This is a genomic window from Sphingopyxis sp. 113P3 (assembly GCF_001278035.1).
In the GTDB taxonomy this organism is placed as follows: Bacteria; Pseudomonadota; Alphaproteobacteria; order Sphingomonadales; family Sphingomonadaceae; genus Sphingopyxis.
In genome coordinates this window covers 1168860-1192987 of sequence record NZ_CP009452.1, presented here as the reverse complement: position 1 = coordinate 1192987, position 24128 = coordinate 1168860, and the positions used below count along the sequence as shown (strand labels likewise).

At 63.5% G+C, this 24128-nt stretch carries 19 protein-coding genes and 1 pseudogene; 2 read left to right on the top strand and 18 right to left on the bottom strand.

Annotated features, from left to right (window positions below; genetic code table 11):
* Positions 1-30 precede the first annotated feature (30 nt).
* The 7 genes from LH20_RS05690 to LH20_RS05660 form a co-directional block, all read right to left on the bottom strand.
* On the bottom strand, positions 31-1212 hold the full coding sequence (locus tag LH20_RS05690) for a dipeptidase (RefSeq protein WP_053553384.1): 1182 nt from the start codon (positions 1210-1212) through the stop codon (positions 31-33).
* Complete coding sequence (locus LH20_RS05685) at positions 1209-2786, bottom strand: serine hydrolase (protein WP_053553383.1); 1578 nt, start codon at positions 2784-2786, stop codon at positions 1209-1211. The genes LH20_RS05690 and LH20_RS05685 overlap by 4 nt, the downstream gene beginning before the upstream one ends.
* Positions 2783-3916 (bottom strand): YkvI family membrane protein, encoded by a 1134-nt coding sequence (locus tag LH20_RS05680; protein WP_442800451.1) that lies wholly within the window; start codon positions 3914-3916, stop codon positions 2783-2785. Before LH20_RS05680 ends, LH20_RS05685 begins: the two co-directional genes overlap by 4 nt.
* Positions 3913-4968, bottom strand: coding sequence for a DUF1611 domain-containing protein (locus LH20_RS05675; RefSeq protein WP_053553382.1), 1056 nt, complete (start codon positions 4966-4968; stop codon positions 3913-3915). Before LH20_RS05675 ends, LH20_RS05680 begins: the two co-directional genes overlap by 4 nt.
* A 23-nt stretch (positions 4969-4991) precedes the next feature.
* Positions 4992-7193 carry a TonB-dependent receptor gene (locus LH20_RS05670; RefSeq protein ID WP_053553381.1) on the bottom strand — a complete coding sequence of 734 codons (2202 nt, stop codon included), beginning with the start codon at positions 7191-7193 and terminating at the stop codon, positions 4992-4994.
* A 225-nt stretch (positions 7194-7418) separates the two neighbouring features.
* Positions 7419-8423, bottom strand: a complete 1005-nt coding sequence (locus tag LH20_RS05665; protein ID WP_053553380.1) for a dipeptide epimerase — start codon at positions 8421-8423, stop codon at positions 7419-7421.
* Positions 8423-10399, bottom strand: a complete 1977-nt coding sequence (locus LH20_RS05660) for a serine hydrolase domain-containing protein (protein ID WP_053553379.1) — start codon at positions 10397-10399, stop codon at positions 8423-8425. The genes LH20_RS05665 and LH20_RS05660 overlap by 1 nt, the downstream gene beginning before the upstream one ends.
* Positions 10400-10542: 143 nt before the next feature.
* Here LH20_RS05660 and LH20_RS05655 point away from each other — a divergent pair, with 143 nt between their 5' ends.
* Positions 10543-11166 carry a helix-turn-helix domain-containing protein gene (locus tag LH20_RS05655; RefSeq protein WP_053556117.1) on the top strand — a complete coding sequence of 208 codons (624 nt, stop codon included), beginning with the start codon at positions 10543-10545 and terminating at the stop codon, positions 11164-11166.
* A gap of 173 nt (positions 11167-11339) precedes the next feature.
* On the opposite strand, the gene LH20_RS05650 is transcribed toward LH20_RS05655, so the two are convergent.
* The 6 genes and pseudogenes from LH20_RS05650 to LH20_RS23260 all read right to left on the bottom strand — a co-directional run bounded on the left by LH20_RS05650 (position 11340) and on the right by LH20_RS23260 (position 15734).
* Positions 11340-11726, bottom strand: coding sequence for a GFA family protein (locus tag LH20_RS05650; RefSeq protein WP_053553378.1), 387 nt, complete (start codon positions 11724-11726; stop codon positions 11340-11342).
* Positions 11723-12356 (bottom strand): annotated as a pseudogene (locus LH20_RS05645) (DUF72 domain-containing protein). Before LH20_RS05645 ends, LH20_RS05650 begins: the two are co-directional and overlap by 4 nt.
* A gap of 137 nt (positions 12357-12493) precedes the next feature.
* Complete coding sequence (locus tag LH20_RS05640) at positions 12494-12745, bottom strand: hypothetical protein (RefSeq protein ID WP_053553377.1); 252 nt, start codon at positions 12743-12745, stop codon at positions 12494-12496.
* Between the two features lie 124 nt (positions 12746-12869).
* Complete coding sequence (locus tag LH20_RS23920; protein WP_235527131.1) at positions 12870-13457, bottom strand: hypothetical protein; 588 nt, start codon at positions 13455-13457, stop codon at positions 12870-12872.
* A complete protein-coding gene (locus tag LH20_RS05635; protein ID WP_235527130.1) occupies positions 13406-15106 on the bottom strand; it encodes a hypothetical protein in 1701 nt (566 codons plus the stop codon). Before LH20_RS05635 ends, LH20_RS23920 begins: the two co-directional genes overlap by 52 nt.
* Positions 15075-15734 carry a hypothetical protein gene (locus LH20_RS23260; RefSeq protein ID WP_144423529.1) on the bottom strand — a complete coding sequence of 220 codons (660 nt, stop codon included), beginning with the start codon at positions 15732-15734 and terminating at the stop codon, positions 15075-15077. Before LH20_RS23260 ends, LH20_RS05635 begins: the two co-directional genes overlap by 32 nt.
* Here LH20_RS23260 and LH20_RS05625 point away from each other — a divergent pair, their 5' ends adjacent.
* Entirely contained in the window at positions 15735-16190 is a 456-nt protein-coding gene (locus LH20_RS05625) for a PA2169 family four-helix-bundle protein (RefSeq protein WP_053553375.1), read from the top strand. It begins immediately after the preceding gene.
* 337 nt (positions 16191-16527) lie between these two features.
* On the opposite strand, the gene LH20_RS05620 is transcribed toward LH20_RS05625, so the two are convergent.
* The 5 genes from LH20_RS05620 to LH20_RS05600 form a co-directional block, all read right to left on the bottom strand.
* On the bottom strand, positions 16528-17127 hold the full coding sequence (locus LH20_RS05620) for an alpha-ketoglutarate-dependent dioxygenase AlkB (protein WP_053553374.1): 600 nt from the start codon (positions 17125-17127) through the stop codon (positions 16528-16530).
* Positions 17128-17283: 156 nt separating this feature from the next.
* Positions 17284-18984: a sulfatase-like hydrolase/transferase gene (locus LH20_RS05615; protein WP_053553373.1), complete on the bottom strand. Its 1701-nt coding sequence runs from the start codon at positions 18982-18984 to the stop codon at positions 17284-17286.
* A gap of 80 nt (positions 18985-19064) precedes the next feature.
* Positions 19065-21332 (bottom strand): TonB-dependent receptor, encoded by a 2268-nt coding sequence (locus LH20_RS05610; protein WP_053553372.1) that lies wholly within the window; start codon positions 21330-21332, stop codon positions 19065-19067.
* A gap of 368 nt (positions 21333-21700) precedes the next feature.
* Positions 21701-22582, bottom strand: a complete 882-nt coding sequence (locus LH20_RS05605; protein ID WP_053553371.1) for a hypothetical protein — start codon at positions 22580-22582, stop codon at positions 21701-21703.
* A gap of 130 nt (positions 22583-22712) precedes the next feature.
* On the bottom strand, positions 22713-24017 hold the full coding sequence (locus tag LH20_RS05600) for an IS701 family transposase (protein WP_053552719.1): 1305 nt from the start codon (positions 24015-24017) through the stop codon (positions 22713-22715).
* Positions 24018-24128 lie beyond the last annotated feature (111 nt).

Here is a 24128-nt window from a genome sequence, read left to right as displayed (position 1 = left end):
CGAAATGCGCCCCGCCGGACCCCGCTTTGGTCAGCCCCCTTGCGCCGCGAGAACGCGCAGGATGTTCCCGCTCCACATTTTCTCGATATCCGCGTCTGAATAGCCCGCCGCCTTCAGCCGTTCGGTGACCTTGGGGAGCGCGGAAATATCCTCGATGCCCGTAAGGCCGCCGCCGCCGTCCCAGTCGGCGCCGAAGCAGATATGATCCACTCCGCCGACCTCGATCGCGCGCAGCACCATCGTCATATAATCCTCGAAATCGGCCGCCCACAACGTCTCGGTCTTGTCGAGCTCGCGCCATTGGCGGGTGAGTTCGGCCTGCGCTTCCGGGCTCATTTCGCCAATGCGCTCATAATCGGCAAACAGCTTTGCCCGCGCCGGGGACATGCTCATCTGCGACATGTAGATGGTCGAGATGCACATCGCACCGCCTTTCGCGGCCAGTGCTTTCAGCCGGTCTTCATCGAGATTGCGGGGGTGATCATAAGCTGAACGCAAGCTCGAATGCGAAAGCAGTATCGGGTATTTCGACAGTGCGATGAGCTGGTCGAAGGCCGCGTCCGAGGCATGGCTTGCGTCGATGACGATGCCAAGCCGGTTCATCTCGGCGACCCATTGCTTTCCGAGCGGACTGAGCCCGTTCCAGCGCGGCTTGTCGGTGGCACTGTCGGCGAACTGGTTGTTCGCCCCGTGCACTGGCCCTGCAAGCCGTACGCCCTTGTCGTAGAACTCCTGAAGGAGGCTCAGATCCTCGCCCAGAGGATAGCTGTTCTCGATCGACTTGAAGGCGATCAGCCTGCCCTCCCTGGTGAGGCGGCGTGCGTCCTCGGCCGTGCGCGCTGCGCCGATGACGCTGCCATTATCAGCAATCATCCTGTCGATGGCATCTGATCTTTTGCGGGCGTGGGCGAGCGCCGCCGCATAGCCCTCAGCCGTGAGCGGCCCCTGGTCGGTGTAGATTGCAAAGAAGCCGCCATCGAGATTGCCATCCTTCATCCGGGGGATGTCGAGCTGCGACAAATCGGTCGCAAGCGCGTGACGGTCAGCGAAATTCCAGCCCTGCCGATCGAAATGAAGCGGGGTGTCGAGGTGCGTGTCGAGCACGAGCATCCGGCTGTGGAGCGATGCGTCTGCCGCCGCCTTCGGCGGGCCGCCGGGTGATGAGCATGCCGATAGCGCGGTGGCCGTGAAGAGGATCGCCAGGCGGTTCATGGTTTTGCCTCCACGGGTTTGAGGTCGAGATCGTGATAATCCCAGCTGAAATCGGCGATCGGGCTCACCGCTTTCATCGTCACCCCCGTCACCTTGCCGTCGGCATCGAGCGCGAAGGTGACATAGGCGGGCTCGATCGCGGGATCCTCGAACCTGGTGACGAAGCTGTCATATTGCCAATGCTCGAGCCTCCCGGCCATCCGCGGGGTCGAGGTGAAATCGATCGTCAGCCCGTTTGCATCCGAACCGATCACGACATCGCCATACCAGGGATCGCGGTAGCGCCCCGCATAGCCCGCCAGCGCGAGCGAAGGACCGCTCCTTGCAGGGGACGCTTTCGCCTGTTTGAGATATTCGGCGCCGCCCGCGAGCCGGGCCTGAAACCAATTCTCCCATTTCTCGACCCACCCATAGTCCGGCTGATCGAGATAATGATCGAGCAGATCATAGGTGAGACCGAGAATCATGCCGCTGTCCTCGCTGTTCATCATGATCGCAAAGCCGACATTCTTGTCGGGGATCATCACGACGCGCGTGATCGACCCGAAGACGCCGCCGCTATGCTGGATGAGGCGGTGGCCGCGATAATCCTGCACCTGCCACCCCAGCGCATAGGCCTGCTGGGTCGGCTGCGCGGGTTTGAGCTCTGCAGGAAGCGGGGTGATCGGCATCGGGGTCACAGGCGTCCACATCTCGGCTGCCTGCTTCTCGCTGAACAAGCGCCTGCCATCACCGAGCGCGCCATGCGCAAGCTGGATCTTCAGCCACGCCGCCATATCCTCCGCGCTCAGCGCCAGCCCGCCCGCCGGCGCGCCGTTGCGGCCAAGTTCATCCCGCTCGTCGAGCACTTCTTGCGGACCAAGACCGCGCAAGGGCCCCGAAAGGCGCGCGTGGGGCCATGAGCGATTCTTCGTACGGAAGCGGTCCGCGCTGTCGCTGGTTGCATTCTTCATCCCGCCCGCGCGCAGGACGCGCGCGCGAATGAAATCCTCCCAGCTCTCGCCCGTGACTTCCTCGATCAGCTGACCTGCGACAGCGTAGAGGATATTGTCATAGGCATAGGCCGAGCGGAAACTCGTCCTCGGCTTAAGATAGGCGACGCGCTCGACCGTCTCCTTGCGCGTCAAATGGGTTCGCGGCACAAACATGAGGTCCCCCTGCCCGAGCCCCAACCCGCTCCGGTGGACGAGGAGATCGCGGATCGTGATCTCGCGCGTGACCCAGGGGTCGTACATGCGAAACCATGGCATATGCTTGATGACGGGATCGTCCCACGCGATCTTTCCTTCATCGACGAGCACCGCGAGCGCCGCGGCGGTCATCGCCTTTCCGGTCGAGCCGGTCTGGAAGATCGTCTGGCTGTCGACCGGCGCGTTCTCGCCAAGCTTGCGCACGCCCCAGCCGCGCGCGAGCGTGGTCTTGCCATCCTCGACGATCGCGATCGACACACCGACCGCGCCGACCTTCTGGCGGGCCGCCTCGACGCTTTCAGCGATATCGGCGGGCGGGTCCGCCCATGCGGGCGCGGCGATAGAGAGGAGCAGCGGCAGGGCCAGCAAGCGAAGCGGTTTCATGGCAAAGCCTCCGTTGGGTGGGCAGACGAAGCGCGCAAAAGGCGCCAGACGCCGATCGTGAAGAGCGGCGCGACAAAGCTTGCGAGGAAGAGCCAGGCAAGGAGCCGGTATCCGCGGGCGATGAGATCGACGAGACCGACGCGCGCTGCCACGAACATGCAGCCGGCGAGCACGGTGCCTGCGATGAGAGCGCGCGCGCCGGCCCCGAGCGGCGGCCGCCCGCGCGCTGCGATCGCGCCCGAGACACGCTCGTTGATCGCGTGGACCGCGCCGACCCCGCTTTCGAGAAGCGCGGCAAAGATCATCAGCTGGAAGAGGATGTGAAAGCCCGGCACCGCCATCTCGCGCAGCAGGAAATCGGAAGGCAGCGTCTCGCCGCCGATTGCGGGATAAAAGGCCATCATGGCGACGAAGAAGAGAATGGCGGGAAGCATTGTCAGCGGCCCCGCGATCAATCCCGCGACAACGGCGTCGCGCCCGCTTGTGAGGTGGCGAAGGATCGGGAGGATGACGACTGCGCCCACGATATTATAGCTTGCATAGGTGATCCCGCCCGCCATCCAGCCGCCCGAAGGGGGCGGAGCATCCGCAAAGCCGCGCGCGATCGATCCGCCGAAGGAACTGAGCGCGAAGACGAGGAAGAGCGCGTAGACGGCGTAGATCAGCATCGAGGCATATTTGAACAAGGTCTCGACGAGCGCCGTTCCAAAGGCTGTGACGGCGAGGATTGCAAGCGCAAGGAGAACCGATCCTGCAAGGAGGGGCCAGCCGAAGGTCGCCGCCCCGATCGCGCCCGCCGCGGCACCGAACACGGCGAGGATCAATATGACGAAGATCAGATAGGCAAGCTCGAACGCAATCCAGGCCGGACCGAGCAGCCCTTCGAAGAAGCTGCGATAATCATAGGCGTTCATCCGCCGCGCGAGCGCGAAGGTCAGCGCGGCCACGATGCTCCAGACGAGCGTGGCAAGCAGCATGGCCGCAAGCCCACCCCACGGCCCCGAGGGCACGAAATATTCGGCAAGTTCGCGCCCCGTCGCATAGCCTCCGCCGATGATCACCGCCTTGAGCGCCAGACCCGGGAGCAGAAAGCGCTGGAACCAGCTCGGGTTCTGCGCGCCTCGCATCATGCAAGGATGGAATTCACGAGCGCGTCGAACGCCGCGCCGCCGCGGATCGGATCGGCAACAGGCAGGCCGAGGCGCGCGCGCTCTGCCGTCATCAGCGTCTCGGCGGCTTCGGCATCGAGGCTTGCGGTATTGAGGCTGACGCCCGCGCAGCGGATGGCCGGATTGGTGCGACTTCCAAGACGAACGGTGAGGTCGATCACCTCCTCGATCGCAGGAAGCGCAAAATTCTCCATCCCGAGGATCACCTTGCGCGCGGGATCGTGGCAGACGACGAAGACGTCGGGTTGGCTGCCATGGAGGAGCCCAAGCGACACCGCAGCATAGGCGGGATTGAAGAGCGAGCCCTGCCCCTCGATGAGGTCCCAGTGGTCGGGCGCCGCGTCGGGGCTCAGCATCTCTGCCGCGCCCGCCTCGAAGTCCGAGACGACGGCGTCCATCGGCATGCCCCCGCCCGCAATCATGATCCCGGTCTGGCCAGTGGCCCTGAAATCGGCGTCGATCCCGCGTTCCAGGAAAGCCCGGTGGAGCGCGAGCGCGGTATATTTCTTGCCGAGCGCACAGTCGGTGCCGACCGTCAGCAACCGCTTGCCGCTGCGCTTTCGCCCATTGCCGACGGGAATGTCGGGCGGCGGGGTTCGAACGTCGATCAGCCGCCGTCCGGTGCGCCGCGCCGCCTCGGCGAGGGCGGGCACGCTAGCGAGCCGCGCGTGGAGCCCGCTCACGATGTCGAGCCCTGCCTCCATCGCCTCGATGAGCGCGCCGACCCAGCTTTCGCCGATGACGCCGCCCTGGTTCGCCACGCCGATGACCAGCGACCGGGCGCCTGCGGCGCGTGCTTCCGGCGGCGCCATCGGCGGCAGGCCGGTAGTGACCGTGCATCCCTCAACCGACCATTCGCCAACGCAGCGGTCCGCCGCCCAGTCGGCGAGCCCGAAGGCCGTCTTGGCGTAGCCGGGCTCGACCGTATCGCCCAAAAAGAGGAGATAAGGCTGCGGCAGGGTGGGAACGCCCGCCCGATCGGCGTCCACGCGCTGTTGCAGCACAGTAGCCATGATATCGTCTCTCCTCTCGGCCGTCAGAAGCCGGCGGTCAGCGTTACGCCAAAGGTTCGCGGCCGGATCACCGCGGTCCCCGCGGCGCCCAGGGGCACATTCGCCGGTGCCTCGAGCGACGTCTTGCCTTCGCTGTCGGTCAGATTCTTCGCGTAGAGCTCGAGCGAATATGGACCGAAATCGACGCCGGCGCGCAAATCGACAACCTCGTAGGAGGGAAGATAGCGCTGACGGCCGTTCAGCGTGCGGAACTCGAAATCGAAACCCGCAGGCTGTTTCGAGAGACTGCGCACCGAAGCGCCGACATAGGCCTTGGTGTCGCCGCCGAGCGCCCACTCATAATCGGCGTTGGCGCCGATGCTGAACTTGGGCGTATAGGGCAGACGGTCGCCCGCGAAGCCGCCGACGAGCGGGGGCGTGTCATCCTTCAGCCGGGCATTGGTGTAAGCGCCGTTGACCGAGAGGGTGAGCCCGCGCGTCGGGCGCAGGGTGGCCGTGAACTCGGCGCCCTCGCTCTTCGCCTTGCCGCCGTTGAAGTTGACCCCGAAATCATTGACCTGGCCGAAGACCTGAATGTCCTTCCAGTCGATATGGAAGGCCGCGACATCGATGGCAAAGCTGCGGTCGAGGGTTTCCGCCTTGAGGCCGACTTCATAGCTGATGAGCGAGTCCGAGCCATAGGTTGCAAGCTCTGCCGGGGCCCCTGGCGCAAGCACATTGGGCCCGCCGGGGCGGAAGCCCTTGGCGACGCGGGCATAGAGGGTGGCCTGATCGCTGATCTCGAACTGCGGCGCGAGCGAGAAGGTGAAAACATTCTCCGACGAGCGCGCCTCGGGAAGCTCGATGAGCCCGCCGGCAAGGACGCCGTCCGAAATCTGGTCAGCCCTTTGCCTGTTTCCACTGTAGCGGCCGCCAAAGGTCAGATCGAAGCGCTCGCCGAAATGGATTGTCGCATTGGCAAAGCCCGCAAGCTCGCGGTAGCGCGAGTTGATCGCGGCGACGCCGAGCAGCGGGAGGCCATCGATGGGGGTGAGCGTCCCCGGCTCGACCGCATGGAAGGTCTGATCGATGATCCCCTTCTCGCGCGTGTAATAGGCGCCAAGGAGCCACTCAAACCGCTCATTCTCGGGGGATTGAAGGCGAATTTCCTGCGAGAAGCGCCGGACGCGGGTGAGCTGACCTTGATAGAAATCGTTGGGAACCCCGAAAAAGAGCTCGATGAGCCCGCCATATTGGGTCGTAAGATCCCCGCGGAACGACTGCGACAAGCTGCTGTAGCTCGTTGCCGACACGAGGTTGGCAAAGCCAAGATCGGCATCGACGACAGCGCTGTAGACGCGGTAGCGCACGTCGGTGAATTCGGGGACGAACTGCGATTGCGAAAGCCGTCCGTAAAGCGTCCGCCCGGTCGCCGGATCGCTGTCGACGCTGTTTGATGCGTCGGTCTTCAGATTCTGGAGATAGGCGCTGAGCTGAACCGAGAAATTTTCGGACGGCTTGAACAGCACCGAGGCGCGCCCGCCATAGCTTTTCGAGCTGTTGATGTCCTTTTCGATATCCGAACCTGCAGTACCGATCGAATCGATGAAACCGCCAAAGTCGCGGTAGAAGCCCGACGCACGAAAGGCGACCGTCTGGCCGAGCGGCAGATTGACAACAGCGCTGCCAAGATAGGATTCATCGCCGCCCTTGACGGTCTCGATACTGGCGCGTGCACGCACTTCGAGCGCGCTGGTATCGGGTTTGCGCGTCACATATTTGAGGACGCCGCCCATCGAGCTTGCGCCGTAGATCGTGCCCTGCGGGCCGCGCAGGACCTCGACCCGCTCGATGTCGAACGTGTCGAAATCGCCCGCGAGGATTGCGCCGTTCGCAAGACCGCTGCTCGAGCCGAAGGTCGTCTCGTCCTGGTAGACCGCCACCGTCGATGCGACGCCGCCGGTGTTGACGCCGCGCAGCACGAGGCGGCCGAAGCCCGGGGTCGTCTGGTTGAGCTGGAGCCCCGGGACGAGCTTCAGATAGTCCGCAAAATTCGTAGCCTGGACGTTTTCGAGCGCATCGCCCGAGACAACGCTCACCGACTGCGGCACGTCGATCAGCCGCTGCTCGCGCTTTTGCGCGGTGACGACAATCGTCTGCTCGCTATCGGCCGCTTCGTCCGCGTGCGCCGGCATGGTCATCGCCAGCGCCGCAAGGCTGCCCGCCATCAGCAATTTCTTCTTCATCGTCCTAACCCCAGACCTGTCCCGCGAGGCGAATATGCGCCGCGGGGCCCGTGAAAATGCGCCGGATCGCCGATGAGCCAGGAGCCGCCTTCGCCCGCCCCGCGAAAGCCCGCGCGGCGCGCCCTGGGGAATAACCCGATCATCCCGTCCTTCGATCTATATTTCGTTTCCTCAACTATTGTCCTAATTAGAAAATTGTCAACCCATTTAGGACACGCAAAGGGTTTAGCCCCAGACCTCGGGCGGGCAATGGATCATGCCGCTGCGGTAGAAGACCCCGGGGTCGCGATCGCGTGCGAGAAAGGTCGGTCCATCGAGATCGACGATGTCGCACAGCTGCCCGACGAGATAGGAAGGCGCCATCGAGAGGCTGGTGCCCACCATGTTGCCGACCATCACGTCGAGCCCGAGCGCCCTCGCCTGCCGCGCGATCGCGAGGCCCTCGGTCAGTCCTCCGCATTTGTCGAGCTTGATATTGACGACGTCGAAGCGCCCGACGAGCGAGGCGGTATCGCAAAGCGACAGCGCGCTTTCATCGGCGACGAAGGGAAGCGGGCGCGCAACGCCATCGAGATCGGCCTCGCGCCCACGCTTTAGCGGCTGTTCCAGCTGCGCGATCTTCGCCTCGATGAGCACCGGCAACAGGCGAGCAAGCGTCGCTATGTCATAGCCCTGGTTCGCATCGACGCCGATCCAGGCATCGGGGCGCGCGGCGCGGATCGCGGCAACGCGCGCCGCATCCTCTTCAAGATCGCCGGTGAGCTTGACCTTGACCGGTGCCTCGGGGTCGATCGCGAGCGCGGCCTTCGCCATATTGTCCGCGCTGTCGGCGCCAAGGGTCAGCGTCGAGCGCAGCGGCCTTGGCGTCTCGAGGCCTGCGAGCTCCCAGACAGGCCGCCCCTGCTGCTTCGCCTCAAGATCCCAGAGCGCACAGTCGAGCGCGTTGCGCGCGCCGCCCGGGGGCAGCAAGCTCTGGAGCTCCTTGCGCGTCGCCCCGTGCTCGATCGCGCCCCTCACCTGCTCGGCTTCGGCGACCATATGGGCGATATCGTCGCCGAGATAATAGACCCCCGCCCCCTCGCCGCGCCCTCTATGTTCGCCATCGGAGAGAGTCGCGACAAGCAGCGCCGTCTCGGTGAAGACATGGCCCGAGATGCGGAACGGCTGATGGTAGGCAAAGCGCTCGACCCGAAGGTCGAGCGTCAAGCCGCGGCGGATCTGCCCCGCCATCAATAGACCATTCCAAAACCGTAGAGATGGTAGGCGAGCGTCACCCAGGCGAGGACCAGTCCCGCCAGAAGAAGGAGCACCGCGCCCAGTTTCATCGTCCACTTGCGCCGACCCTGGACGGTGAGCCAGAGGTGCCAGGCCGCCGTCGCGGCGAGCCCGAAGGAGGCGATAGGCGTCAGAATCCGAAGCAGGTGAATGAGCCAGTCGAGCGGCCCGCCGATGCTGCCGATATCGGCCGAGAAGGCCGCGATCAGTCCAAACCAGCCGGCGAGTGCGACTAGCACGAGCCATGCAAAGACGCGCGAGAGGCGATAGGCGCGCAGCGGCTTGCCCTCGAGCGCGAAAGGCGCGGAGAAGCTGCGCCGGACCAGCGCGCGGACCGGCCAGGCGAGCGCGGCGAGGAGCGCGATGCCAAGCGCCGCGATCAGCGCGGGCACGAGCCACGCCGCGTTCTTGCCGGCGGCCGCCGGCCAGAAGACCATGAAGGGCGATGCCGCATCGAGGCTCCAGCGCACGACCTTGCCATCGTTGACCTCGGCCGCGAGGCGTTCGCCCGTCCCGCTATCCTGCCAGACGAAGGGCTCGACCTCCACCCAGTCGCGCGCGCCGGCGCTAAGACCATCGAGACCCGGCACATGGATCTTGCCGTCCTCGGTCAGGGTTATGGCCGCCTGGCCGATGAGGCCAAAGAGGCTCATGAAGTTCGTAAACGACCCGCGGCTGACCTCATAATGGCCGACCATCATTTCGGCGTGCTGCTTTGCGGTTTTCGCATCGACCCGGCTCGTCGGCCGGGTCCCGGGCAGATAACGGTCGGCAAAGCCGTGGAAGAGCGCACTGCGCACCGCGCCCGCGCCGCCTTCCTTGCCCGGGCTGTTCATCGAGACATAGACCCCGACGTCAGCATCGGGAAAGAGCCAGAGGTAGGAGTGGAACCAGACGGTGTCGCCGCCGTGCGCGATCGCGCGGTGGCCATTGACCCATTGTTCGTAGAAGCCGAGCGCCATGCTGTTGAGCGGGCCGACGCCGGGCGCCCGGTAATCGTGCATCATCTTTGTGGTTTCGGGCCGCAGCAGGCCGGCACCATCCTTGAGGTGCGCCATCATGAACTTGCCCATGTCGGTGCCGCTCGCCGAGAGGCTGCCTGCGGGCGCCGGGATCACCATCTCGAAGGGCCGCGCCTTTTGCGTGATATCGGGATATCCCCCGGCCATGTCCGCCGCGAGCGCCTTGGGAAGCGGCTGGCGGAAGGTTGCGTGATCCATGCCGAGCGGCTTGAAGATATGATTTTCGACGTAGCTGTCGAAATCCTCGCCGCTGACACGCTCGACAATATAGCCCGCGAGCGCCGTGGCGTAATTGGAGTAGGCGGGCGTCGTTCCCGGGGCGAAGACGCGCTCGGGCAGCGCGAGCGGCATCTGCTTCTTGAGCGGCATCGCGGCCTTGGGATCATTGCTGATCAGATAGCGGATCGATTCCTCGAACCCCGCGGTATGGGTCATGATGTGGCGCAGCGTGATCGGCTTGCCTTCGAAAGGCGGAATCCTGAAGTCGAGATAGGCGTTCACATCCTTGTCGAGGTCGAGCTTGCCCGCCTCGACCTGCTGCATCACCGCCGTCCAGGTGAAAAGCTTCGATACCGAGCCTGGCCGGAACAGCGTGGTTTCGGGTGACACGGGCTTGCGCGCCGCAACGTCAGCATAGCCATAGCCCTTTTCGAGGACGACCCCGTCCCCGCGCACGACGACCACGACCGCGCCGGGAATCCGCGCGCGCTCGAGCGCATAAGGCATGAAGCCATCGAGAAAGGCTTCAAGATCGGTCGCAGTGAGCGCCGGCGCCTCAGTGGATTTCGTCGCGGGCAGAGGCGGCGCCTCGCTGGTCTTTGCCGCAGGAGCGGGAACCGGGCCCTGCGCCGCAAGCGGCACCGCCGCGATTGCGGCGAGCCCGATCAGGGCTTTGTGGAGTATACGCATCCTTTTTCCCCTCTTTTTCATCCGGGCCTGCTGACCCTTGCGGCAAGCCGCGCGACCCCTTACCAAGGGGTTGAAACTTCTTGGCCCAATAGGGACATAATGATCCTGATTGGAAAATTGTCAAATAGGGAATGGCAGAACTGATGACAGACCGCTCGAGCCCGCCGACGCTCGGCGCCGTGATGCGCGGCATCCGGTCGCGAAACGGATGGACGCTGAAGGAGATGAGCGCCAAGTCCGGAATCCCCGTCTCGACCTTGTCAAAGGTCGAGCATGACCGGCTGACGCTGAGCTATGACAAGCTTCAGCAAGTGAGCCAGCGCCTCAAGATCCGGATGTCGGATCTGTTTGCCGAAGACGAGGAAGAAAGTTCGCCGCGGGTCACCGGCCGCCGCAGCATCGGAACCGTCGAGCGGGCCGCGCGCGTCACGACCGACAATTACGACTATCATTATCTTTGCACGGACCTGCGGCAGAAAAGGATGATCCCCATCCTGACCCGGATTCGCGCGCATAGCGCCAGTGAGTTCGGCGAGCTCGTCCGCCACCAAGGCGAGGAATTCATCTATGTCCTCGAAGGCCGGATCGAGGTGCACAGCGAATTTTATGACCCCGTTACGCTCGACGTCGGCCAGGGCATCTATCTCGATTCATCGATGGGTCATGCCTATGTCGTCGCCGACGGATTTGAAGAGGCACTGGTCCTCGGCGTCTGCTCAAGCGCCGACGATGGCCTGATGGATTCGTTGATGAGCCTCCACGGGTAGAGGGGGGCCACCGGGCCGCGCGCGCCGCGCCCATCGCCTGTTTTCCGCCGACCGGAGCGGACGGGCGAACAGGCCCAACCACGGCTCAGGACGAACAATCGGTATGCGCTTCGGTTTGGCCACGCGGAAGACCGCGCGTGGTCGGACGAAGCGCATCGAAACGGGGGAGCCCGTCAATAGCGAGCGCCCAGGCGAGCCATCGCCGCGTAGAGGTGAAATCCCGGGGAGATAGCATCGGGATCATCGAGCGAGGCTACGGCAATATCGATTTCGCCTGGTTGATGACGCACATGAATCGTGAGCGGCGCGGCGCAGTCGCGGCAATAGCTGCGTTCGCCGAAGGGGGTCGAGGCGAAGCGGCCGATTCGGTCCGCGCCGCGCTCGATATGGTAGCAAGCGCGTCGGACAGTCGCGAATACCATCCCCCCCGACCCCGAAACCTGCTGGCAAATCCGGCAGTGGCACCAACCCGCGTCATAGGGTTCCTCGTCGATCCGATAGCGAACAGCGCCGCAGGCACAGCCCCCAAATTGCGGCGCGCTCGTCCGTCCTGGGGTCATTGCTTCACCTCCTGCCTTGCGGCCGAACTCTCGCCGATCATTGCCTCGAGTGCCAACGCGTCGCTGACGGCGGCAGCGTCGCTGTCATTGTTGAAAAAGGCCCATATCGGGCGCCCTGCCTGCGCCTGTTTGATGAGCCAATCGCTGCAGCCGCGAAGCGCGCTCTCGCTGTAGCGACCGACATATTTGCCGGCGCCACCGTGAAACCGGACGTAGACAAGATCGCCCGCGGTCCAGCGCGGCGAGGCCTTGCCGGGGAAGTCATGGACCACGAAGCCAGCGCCGAACCGATCGAGGAGCGCGCGCGTTTCCTCAATATACCAACTCGTGTCGCGGAATTCGAACACATGCGTAAGGTCGGAAGGAAGGAGCTTCAAGAAGGCCTCGAGTCTCTCAAGATCGAGGCGCAGGCTTAGCGGAAGCTGATAGAGAAGCGGGCCGAGAGTGGGTCCAAGATACCGCGCTGCGCTGAGCATGCGCGCCAGCGGTTCTTCGCAGTCCTTGAGTTTCTTCGCCTGGGTGATGAAGCGATTGGCTTTCACCGCGTAGCGAAAATCCTCGGGTGCCCGTTCGCGCCACACCGAACAGATCGGGGGCGGGCAACCGGTAGAAACTATTGTTGATTTCCACCGCGCCGAAGTGATCGGCATAGTAGGAGAACCAACGCTTGAGGGGCAGGTCCTCAGGATAGAAGGCCCCCCGCCAATGGCGGTAATTCCATCCCGAACATCCGATGCGGACGGCCGCGCGCGCAGGAGCTCTTCGTCTCAATTGGGCGGCGGGTCGCTCGCGGGGAAGGATTCGTCCGCAGCCTGGTCTACCCGGTCCCACTCGCGCGCCGGCTCGTCGCGCATTCCATCGGGGCCTGCCGAGCGCGTCTGGTCGAAATTCTCAGGTTCGGTCTCGCCGTCCGAAAAGGCCGCCGCATGCGCGTCGCCATTTGGTCGCCGCGCGGCGCGCCAGACCGCAGCGCCAGCTCCTGCTACGACGGCTAATTTTGCAAGACGAGCTAGGGTCATCTCAAGGGTCCTCTTTGCTGGGTTTCCGGATCATAACGAAGCAGCATTGCCGCTCGTTGCGCTCGCCGCCCATGCGGCCCTTGAAAAATCGCTCTTTCTTATCGCAGATCAAAATTCGCCTCGCCTACTCCCAGGAAATGATGAGGCGCCCCGATGCGGGCACGCGGTATTCGATACGATCGCGGCTCCTGGTGTCCACAGCCAGTTCACCGCCCTCGACCCCCGTCACCCGGAGCTCGGGAAGCTTGCGGCGCTTCAGACGCAAGAAGGCGAGGCGGGCGCGGCACGTCTCGCCGCCGTCGAGCAATAACGAAAGCGTGTGCGTCCCGATCCGCTCACTCGCGCGCACGAACTGGTCGCAGTAAAGAAGGAAGGGCGCCTCCTCGACGCGGTGGAACGCGCGCGTTGCGAATATGAACGCCGCGCCGGCGCCATAGATTTCCTGTCCAACCTGCCCTGCTGGCTGCCCATCGGCGTAAAGATCTTCAAGCGGGAAGGAGAGGCTTCGGTCGACGTGGCCATTATTCTCGCGCTGCTTTTCGGCAATCGCTTCAGGAGGCAGCGCGTCAGGGTAATAGTACCAGGCCCGGTCGAGCGCGTAGCGGCAATACTCCGAAACCAGCATGCGCGCAGCGGGATCGAGGTCGGGGCCGCTATCGGCTAGATATTGATCGAAGGCTGCATAGCTGTCGAAACATTCGTAGATCGCCATATAGGGCGCATCCTGAAGGCAGGTGACGCCCAGAAAATTGCGATAATGTTCGCGAGCCCGATCTCGCTCTCCCAAAATTCGCAATTGTGGAAGAAGCTCGCAAGATAGACATAGCTCTGCTCAAGATAGACCGCGCGGTCGGTGATCCGCCACAGCCGCATGCAGGCTGCGGCCCCCCAGGCAGTCAGATTGGCCTGGTAGTTGATGTTGAAGCGAAGTCCGATCGCGGCATCGATCGCGGCGCGCGCCTCGTCGAGGAAGCGTTTGTCGTCGGTGAGCTCGAACGCCTGCAGCATCACCCAGGCATAGATGCCGCCGACATCGGTCTGCCCGCGTCCGTCAGCGCCTGCGGTTTCGGTGATCACCGAAAAATCGGTCATCTTGTACTCGATCGGCCATCTGTAATCGAAATGGTGCGCCGCCTTGATGCCGAAATCGAGCGAGGAAAGGAAGAGCCGCTTCGCGCTTCGGTCGCCGTCGAGGGCGAGGCGTCCGAGATTGAGGAGCGGGTGATAAAGATACCAGCTGTCGACCGCCTCGCTGTCCTTGTCGCCCCCTACATTGGGCAAATAGCGGCGGATCACGCCGCGCTTGGCGTCGTGGAATTTCCCCATGCCTGAAAGAAACTCGGCTTCCAGTGGGTGCGCCTCGCCCTGCCAGCGTCCCCACTCGTGCAAGGCCTGGGCGATCGACATCTGCACCATCGCGTCGGGATATTCGGCGGCCGTATAAGGGTGGATATAACGGTGGCCATAATGGCGTATCGTCGCCTCAGGTGCCTCGTCGAGGTCGATGAGCGTGGCCTCTGCTCGCCCTATCCAATCGCGAAAATCGGTCGTTGGCGGATCGAGCTCACGGTAGGCCGTCCCCAGCATCTGCAGAAACTGGCGCGCGCTGTCGCGCTCGTGTTCGGGACGATCGGGGCGAAGGACGAGGATCGCATCCGAAAGCGTGATAGGCTTGCCCCCCGCGAGGGGCTCCACGTCGCGTATGGCGCCCGGCGGCGGCGCAGGAAGCGCGAGACCAAGTTCGGGCCAGGCGCCTCCGACGATGCCATCGGGGGTCGTCCCGGTCGCCTCGAAATAATCGCCGAGCGCGGTGAGATTCTGAAAATATAGGACATTGCCGAAATCGGCGCGTTCGAGCTGAAAATAAAGAAGGCCGCCGTTCAGTCCGCGCTGTACAGCCTCGACGCGCCCCACCGCACTCAAGGGATCGCCGTCCTTGCCGAGCGGAAAGAGGTCGCGCGGCAGATGCGGGATAAGTGCCGGCCCGGCCGGGGTGAAGCGCATGACAGTCCGGATCGCGCTCGGGGCCGCATCACTCACGATGATCTGCACCTCGAACCGGCCAAGGGCGCCCGAGGTGCGGATATGAACGCGCTCCTTCCCACGCGCCTTGACTGTCTCGGTCTTGTCGCCAGCCGCCAGTGGCGCAGCGCGCAGCGCAAGGCCGCCCTGTCCTTCGCGGCGCACGATCAGCCACAACGCCTCGCCCGCCCGGCGGACTTCGGCCTCGTAACCGTCGATCGCAAAGGTCGCGATTGCGCTCCCTTTCGCCTCCAGCAAGGCCGCGCGGGCTGCCAGGAGGCTCGGCGTCAGGATCGGGGTTTCAAGATCATTCCGGGAGATCGGCGCAGCAGCAGCCATGGCTTGAAAATCTTCGACTGAAGGAGAAGCGCAAGAGCGGGATACTGGCCGAACGTGCCGCCGCGCGACAGGTTGCCCAGCCGCCGCATCGCTGCCAGGCGGGATCATAATTTACGTTAAGACAATGAAAATTTGTCGCCTCTCGGCCCCGCTGCGGCGGAACAACGCCGAAGCGGGGCGCGTCTCTCCTGCCATCCAGCACAGGAGAACGACCATGACAAACGACAACGAAAATCGTCAGGCGCAGCCCGGCAGCAGCGACCAGGAACGCGGCCAGGCCCAGCAGGGTCAGCAGGGCAATACCAACGCCGGGGAAATTCAGCAGGACCGCGGCCAGCAGAAGCAGGATCTCAATCCCGGCCAGCAGAACCAGGGTCAGCAGAACCAGGGTCAGCCGAACCAGGGCCAGCAAGGCGGGCAGCAGGGCGGCATGTCGGGCCAAGGTCAGCAGAGCCAGCAAGGCGGCGGCCAGGGCGGCGCTCAGCAGGGCGGTGCAGACCGCAACCGCCAGCAGGAACAGCAGGATGCAAATCGCGGTGCCGAGGATGAAGACCGCGCGGAAGCGGATTTTGGCCGCGACCGCTGAGCTCGGCTCCAGCTCCCCACAAAGTTTTGAAAGGTTTCGCAAATGCTCGACAACAAGAATGTCTCGACCCTGAATTCGCTCATCGCCACGACCCTCGACAGCGTCGATGGCTATCGCAAGGCGGCCGAAGAGGAGAATGCCGGCCAGTTTCGGGAAATCTTCCTCAGCCGCGCGAACGAGCGCGCCGAAGTCGTCACCGCCTTTCAGGCGAAGGTTCGCGAATTTGGCGGCAATCCCGAAGATGACGGTACGGTCCTCGCGTCAGCGCACAGAGCCTTCCTGGGGCTGCGCGACAAGCTCACCGGGCCGCGCGACGACGATGCGGTAATCGCGGAGGTCGAACGCGGCGAGGATCATATCAAGTCGAAGTTCGAAAGCGCGCTTGAAGACACGGATCTTGACCCCACGGTTCGCCATCTCGTCGAGGCTGGCTACGCCTCGGTTCGCGAGGGTCATGACCAGATTTCGACTCTGAAGCACTCGATGGGCGCCCGCTAACCCCCCGCGCACGTCCTCCCTCGGCGGCGGCCGGGCTCCTGCCCGGCTGCCGCCGCCCTTTAGCCTACAAAGTCCGTGCGGCGCGCGGGCTTATCCCCATCTCGCCCGCATTGCCCGGGCAGGAACGCTATTCACGATGAAGAATGAACCCCCCTCGCCTTCGCGCGCGATCCGTCACGCTGTGCCCCCGCTCCCCCATCCGAGCTGGCAAGCGGGTGAACCCTTGCAAAAGAAGACTGAAAAGAAAGCGCTGGACGCTTCGGAGTTCTGGGAACGGCTCGGGATCTGACCATCCAGGCGCGCGCCCCTGCGCGCTTGGAGCGGCGCCCAGGCCAGGTCAGCTGAGGCTACGGAACGTGATCGACCAGCGCGGCTCGTCCATCGCGGCGATGCTATGCTCCCACGCGTTTCGGACCTCCCCGGAAAGATGATAGGCCGAGCGCGGAGCCAGCGCGGCCTTCGCGCGCTCAAACCTTGTGCCCTTGCGCCGACGGAAACGCATCACGGCGCGCGCGCCGAGCGAAATTCCAACCACATGATCGAAGACAGGGCGATCCCGGTGCCAGCCAATGCCCGCTCCGACGCCATATTCGATGAGCAGAAGCTGTGCGAGCGCGTCGACCTCAAGGCCTGCAAAGCGCGCAGCGCGGGCCCGAATGGGCTCGATCCAGCGAGGGATCGGATCGCCCGGTGCAAATCTATTGGTCTCGAAATCATACGTCCAGCCGAAAGAGCGGGTCAGTCTTTTCCCCTCCCACTGCTGAAAGCGAAATGGCGTGAGGCGGGCATCGCAAATCCGGGCAATGAGGGCGCGCTCTTCGGCTTCGCTGATGATATTTTCAGCATAGGCAAGGCCGGGAAGGCTCACGGACCCGAAAAGATCAGCCTCGAGCGCCCCGCCCGCCCCGAATGAGGAGGCGTCATTCCCGACGGTCATGACCGCTGCCTCCCGCAGCGATCTACGATCGCCGCAAGATGGCCCGGGCTGAGCCCGCTTATGAAATCGGCCCGGTCAGGGGCTGCCGGAGGGATCGCCATCCCTGGAACATAATCAGAACATCTTCAGTTGCAAGAGCAGCGCCCCGGCTTCCCCTCACCCGCGCTGGTTGTACATTTCGGTCGGCCCTGGATATTCGCTGCCGTCGTCAGGCCCGACTTCGCGCGCCACGAGCGCATTCACCATCTTGTTGAGGCGGAGCACCGTCGCCTTGTGCTTGGGGTCGTTTGCCAGGTTGACCATTTCGCCGGGGTCAGCGTGCGTATCGTAAAGCTCAAGGTCGTTAAGCGCCGTGAGCGTCTTCCAGTCCTTCGGTGTATGATGCTCAGCCGGCGCAAAATAGCGCGCGAACTTGTAACGCCCGTCATGGACGCCGCGGTGCAGGCGCCGCTTCGAAAGGTCGAAGCGCTTGCTGTAATCGGGCTCGCCCGAGGGGAGCGTTGCGGTCCGGTTCTCGGTCGGCTCCCAATAATGGGCGACCGCATAGTTGAAGAGATGCCCCCGCCGATCGCGCTCGGTCGGTGATGCCGGCGAAGTGAGCAGGCTCGACACGTCGACGCCGGGAAGGCCGGGGAAGCGCTCGGCCTGTTCGCCCCCCGAAACCCCGGCAAGGCCCATCAAGGTGGGGGCGATGTCGATCGCACCCATGAGGCCCTTGGTCGTGCGTCCGCCCGCGACATCGGGATGCGCGATGATCATCGGGATATTCACCTCTTCGCGGTACATGGTCGCGCCCTTCTGGCGCATCCCGTGCGCGCCCGCGCGCTCGCCATGGTCGCTCGTGTAGATGATGATCGTGTTGTCGATCTGGCCGCTCTCCTTGAGCGCCCAGAGCAATTGGCCGAGGCGCCGGTCGACGTCGCGCAGGCAATTATAATAATAGTTGATGAAGCGGTGCCAGCTCTCCTCGTCGTCGTGGCGCATGACGCCATAGAAGAGGTCGTTGAGGCGGACGATCGCCCGGTGCGCCTCGGGCTTGGTGCTAAGATCGTCCTTGTAGAAGCTTTCCGGGAGATCGAATTTATTGTCGACTTCGTAGAGAGGGTCGCCGGGCTCGCGGCGAAGCGGCCCCAGGATATTCGGGTCGGGCCGGCTTTCCGCCTGCTTGCCCGTCGCGTCGTAGAACATGATGTCGTGCGGGTTGACGAGCCCGACGACCTGAAACCAGGGCTTGCCGCCGGCCTTGTCACTTCGCGCATAGTCGAAGATCGCGCGCGCGGCGTCGCCCGCGACGAACATGTCGGACTTGTACCCGTCCCATGTCAGCCCCACCTCTTCGCCGTCGAAGCCATAGTCGTGGAAGCCGTATTTCTCCATGGCGCGCTCGGTGGTCGGGTAGATCCCGCCCGGAATGCGCGTCCAGTTGCGCTCATGGTTGATGCGGCTGAGGTGCCACTTGCCCTTGTAGGAGGTGTAATAGCCTGCCGCCTGCATCATGTGGCCGAGCGTCGGCATGTCCTCGGCTGCAACGGGATGGGGGGCATTGTCGCTGTTGAGGAACAGCCCCGTCTGCTGGGTGTGATGTCCCTGGAAGATTGTCGAGCGCGAGGGCGTACAGGGCGTGGTGTGGACGTTGTAATTTTCAACGAGCAGCCCGCGTTCGAGCAGTTCGCGGTGTGCCGGGAGCTTTTCAAGCAATCCCTTGGGATAGCTCGCGATGCTCTGCTCCTGGTCGGTGACGATCATCAGGACGTTGAGTTTCTTGCCGTTCTTCGCAAAGGCCGGCATCGCAAGGCCGGCCGCCGCCAGCGCTCCCATACCGCCGACAAACGTCCGCCGATTCACGTCCCAACTCATCGTCAATCTCCTTTTGTCCCCATGTGCTCCGCCCGCGGCGCCGCCTGGCTGCGCCGCGGGCGTACCAGCTCAGCTCCAGATTAGAATTTGAACGCCACGTCGACGCCGAATTCGCGCGGCGGCTGGTAGAATTGCTGGATCGGCGTCGCGCCCGCCGAGATCGCACCCGAAATCACCTTCTGGTTGGTGAGGTTCGAGCCATAGAGCGTGACCTTCCACCTGTCGTCCTCGCCGGCGATTCCGATGCTCGCGTTCACCAGCACGACTTCCTTGCGGTAGTAGCCCGGATTGTTGTCGCGCCCCCAGGTGTTGAAGCGGGCCGAGTAGCGCGCATCGCTGTGCAGCTTGATCTCGCCGAACCCCATCGGGATCACATAGTCGGCCGACAGGCTGCCGCTCCATTTGGGCGCATTGGCAAGTTCCAGACCGGTCGAGTCGGTCGGGACGGCGAAGGTGCCATTGGGAACGCCGTTGAGGAGCACCGGCACCGCGGGGCCGCACTGCCCGGGCTCGGGCGCGCCGTTGGTGAACACGCCGTCGGTGTCCGCGCAGAAATCGGTGTAGCGCGCGTGCAGATAGGCGATGTTCGCGCCCAAGGTGAAGTTGTGCGAAGGCCGCAGCAGCGTCTCAACCTCGAAACCATAGATTTCGGCCGCCGCCACGTTCGTGGTGATATTCTCCGCCCGGACCGACCCCATCTTCGTTACCGCGCTTTGAAGATCGCGATACTTGTTGAGGAAGCCTGCGACGTTGAAGCGCAGCAAACGGTCGAAAAGATCGGTCTTGGCGCCAACCTCGAAGGCATTGACGCGCTCGGGGTTATAGGGGCCCACATTTTCAGGGATGGTTCCGCGCGAATTATAGCCGCCGGCCTTATAGCCTTGCGAATAATTGGCGTAGACCATCGCTGCGGGGGCAAGCTTATACTCGACCGTGAGGCGCGGCGTGAATTCGGCCCAGCTCGCCTTGAGGCTGCTGTCGAAGGAGGAGATCTGGTTGCCGTTCACCAGCGCCTGCGAGGCGATGTCATATTTCTTGCGGTCGTGACTGTAGCGGCCGCCGATCGACAGCGTCAGCCGCTCGGTCGGATGCGCGTTGACAAGCGCGAACAGGGCGTAGCTTTCGGTATCCTGGTAAAGCTGCGCGAGGGTGGTCGTGGTGGGGTTGGCGAGCACCATGTTGTACTGGTGCCACTTGTCGGCCTGGTAATAGGCGCCCACGACAAAATCGACCGGCTCGTCGGCGGGCGAGACATAACGCAGTTCCGCGCTCTTCGAATTGCCCGAAAAATCACGCAACACATCGAGCTGCGGCGCGGGCGTGATCAGACCATCGAAGTCGCCGCGGGTCACATAGTCAAGATGGCGATAGCCGAGCACCGCGGTGATCGATCCATATCCGACGTCGAGGTTCGACGTCCACGACCCGCCGTAGCTTTCGGTGTTGGCATAAGGATCGAAGGGCACCGCCGCCTTGCGCACGTCGGTCTTCACGATGTCGGGCAAGAGATCCCAATTGGGGTCCCCATTGTCGAGAACGTGCGGCGCGGGGCCGGTCGTCTTCTGCTTCAGCCAGTCAACCACCAGCGTCGAATTGAAAGCGCCGCCCTGATCGAAATTGAGTGCGCCGCGCACCGACTTGACGTTGGCACCATTGAGGCGATTGCCCGTCACGACATTGCGGCTGTAGCCGTCATAGTCGCGGAAATTGACCGCGATCTTGGCGGCGAGCGCGTCGCCCGCGAAGCGCCCGGTGTTGATCTTGCCGCGGAACTGCTTGAGCCCATATGAACCCGCCGTAAGCCGGACCTCGCCGCCGAAGTCATCGGTCGGCCGCGCGGTAATGACGTTGATCGTGCCGGCAAGATTGTTCTTGCCGAACAGGACGCCCTGCGGTCCCTTCAGCACTTCGATGCGCTCGACGTCGAACAGGTCGAGCATCGTGCTCGACACGAAGGGGATATAGACGCCGTCGATGATCGTGCTGACCTTGGGGTCGGCGTTGGGATCGGGGTCGGCAGTGCTCATGCCGCGGATCGAGATCATCGGGACATTCGCAACCAGACCTTGCGTTTGCAGGACGACGTTGGGCGCAAGGCCGTTGAGGCTGGTGATGTTGGTGCTGCCGCTCGCCTCGACCATCTCGGCGTTGAAGGCGGAAATCGCGATCGGCACGTCCTGGACGCTTTCCGATCGGCGCTGCGCCGTGACGACGATATCGCCGCTATAATTTTCCTCACTGGCCGCGGCGCTGTCGTCGACCGGCGGGGCCGTGTCGGACTGCGCCTGGACCGGCGCGGCCGCAAGCGCGGCAATCGCGGTCGAAATCAAGTAAAGTCCCGTTTTCATTTCTGTCCTCCAAAACTGATCCGCGCGCGCCAGCTCTTCCCGCACGCGTCAGCGCGGCGGAAATGCGGGCATTGCGCATCCGACCCTTGTTTTTGGAACGGGGTGTCTTTGGCGAAGCCTCTTTGTCGTCGGCGCGGGATATCTTTTGATTCTCAGTGCGTGCCGACGGTTTTCCATCCGTCCCACCGCCTGATTACCAGCCTGAAAAAATACTTCAAGTACTAAGTATATTTTCGTCTGGGTCTGGTGACCCGCCCCCAAAATCCGGCTCGCACGGTGAGAAAAGGACACAAGAACAGCCGGTTCGGTCTCGGTTCGCCCGGACCGACGCTGACTGCTGCTGCCGATATTGGTTGGCAGGGGGCCTCTCAGCCCTCCCAACGAATGTCAGCGTGCGGGCTCACGCCATTGGCATTCAATCCCCGGCAGGCAAAGTCGCTCGGGAAGGCATACGCACTCCCAGCACGAACGCTGGCGCGCTCGCCGAGACTCCTGGTCGTACCAACGTCGACGCCCGTTCGTTTGCAGCCATATTCCTTGGGCTTGCCGCCGCCGACCGAACAGGCAAGATCGAGGCTGCTTTCGTTGGTGCACCGCCAAACGACGCGGATCTCATTATCAAAGATTCGGTATGCATAATCGACACGAACCGGGACGCTGTGGCCCTGATATACCCAGCCGCGGGCATAGGTCTGCCAGTCGCTATAGCCCGTGGGGGGCGGAGTGTCGGGCGCTCCGATCCACCTCGGCGGCTCAAGCTGCTTTGCTTCGGCGTTCGAAGGGATAGCGCCACCAGGACCGGATGAGGGCTTTGCCTCGCGTTGATCATTCGCTTGCGCGCCCTCGTCGCCAAGCGTGCGAGGCTCGTTTCTGACGGAAGAAGGCGTGGGATTCCAGGCTATTTCCCGGTAGGGAAGACCGCGCTGCTGCGCGATGCTCAGCATCCGCCGGCGGTGACTCTGGGTGGCGGCCAGCGATTCACCGATGGAACAGTTGACGGTCACGCTTCCGCTCTGGCCATGCTGCCGCATCGCCGCCTCGGCGGTCGCTCTGGTGAATTGGGTCCAGGCCTGCTTCATATCGGGGACCGCGGCCACTTCGAGCACCGGGCCGACGAGCAGCGCGCTTTCAACACCGCGACCATCCTTGAGAATAGTGAGGCAATAGCGCCAGTCCTGCGCTGCCGCGGGGGTGGCCGCGAGGGCGAGCCCCAGGCTCAGTGCCGTCGAAATCGTCGCCGTTTTCGTCACAATTAGCCCTCCCTTACTGGTCATCCTGCCCGTTATGAAGGCAGGACAAGGGGGCCAACCCCAAATTATATTGGGATTCTGGTCCTAACACTACTTTGGCAGATTATTCGGATCGGTCGCTGTAACCAGTTTATTGCAGTGAGGGCAGATCGTCGGTGGCGGTCTTGCGAAGAGGTTGATTATCGCCTGCCTGACGGCAGGCATGGTCGGTTGCGGCGGCGGTCCCGAGTTTCTTTTTTTTCCGCCCCGCTGCGCTTAGACGGCGGGACTGAAGAAAGGCATAGGCGATCATCGTCATCAGCGCGTGTCGGTGTAGTCCGGTCCATGATCGGCCCTCAAAGTGGTCGAGACCGAGTTCCTCCTTCAGCTGCTGATGCGCCTGCTCGCAGATCCACCGCGCCTTGATGGCACCGGCGAGCGCCTTGATCGGCGTGTCGGCTGGCAAGTTCGAGAGATAGTATTTTTGCTCTCCGCTTTCGCGCCGTTCCCCCACCAGCCAGACTTCCTCCTCGCTGGGCATGGCCTGGACCCGCCCGTCACTCATGCGGTGCCTGTGGCCATCGGCCACCCGGACGCGGCATGCCGCAAATTTACAGGTCAGCTTGCCTTTGGTCCCGCGTCGCCAGCTGATTTTCTTCCATTTTTCTTCTCCCAGCATCTTTTCGGCAGAAACGGCGGTGCGGTCGGGGACGTGATATTTGCGGCGCCTGCCTGTTGCTGCCTCGGGAAAGATCAGCCCGGTGTCTGCCGGATAGACATTCTGACGCCGTGACATGCCCACCGCCCACCGCAAACCACGCTCGCTCAGAGCCTGGCGGAAGGGGCCGCTCGCCCCGTAGCCGGCGTCGGCTAGAACGCAGCCGAACCGAGTGCCCGAGGCAATGACCCGATCGATCTCCTCGATAGCGATCTCCGGCTTTGTGCGAGCGACTTGTCGCTCCTGGGGGACACGGGCGCGCTCCATGCGGGGGGCGTCGTCCGTCCAGCTTTCAGGCAAAAAGAGCCGCAGGCCCACCATCACCGGAACCTCCCCGGACGCTAGCGTCACCGAAACGAGGGATTGGCAGTTCGAGGTCTTGCCAAGGGAGGAGGCGTATTGCGCAGCCACGCCGACCGAATGACGGCCCTTCTTCGGCAAGGCAGTATCGTCAATGACCAGATATCCCGCTTCGTCTCCAACCAGACGATCGGCTTCCTTCAGAAGAACAGCCTCGAGCGGCGCACTATCCCACACCCCGTCCGCGACGAAATGATGCAGTTGGTCGTAGCCAAACTCACCATCACGAGCCGCCATCGGCTGCACGCTCTTGCGGTCACCGGGGCCGATCAATCCCGCGATATAGGCCGGGCACACACGCTTCCGCGCCTTGTGCCGCAACGCCGACAAAAATGGCGTCAGCCAAACCTCAAGATCATTGCGCCAATCCTCTGACATCGCCAGCCTCCATAAAAGCTGGCTCCCCATGAATCAGGGAAATCTCCTTTTGGGAATCCCAAAAATCACATTTCTGCCAAAGTAGTGCTAACTTGCTGAATCGACGCGCCG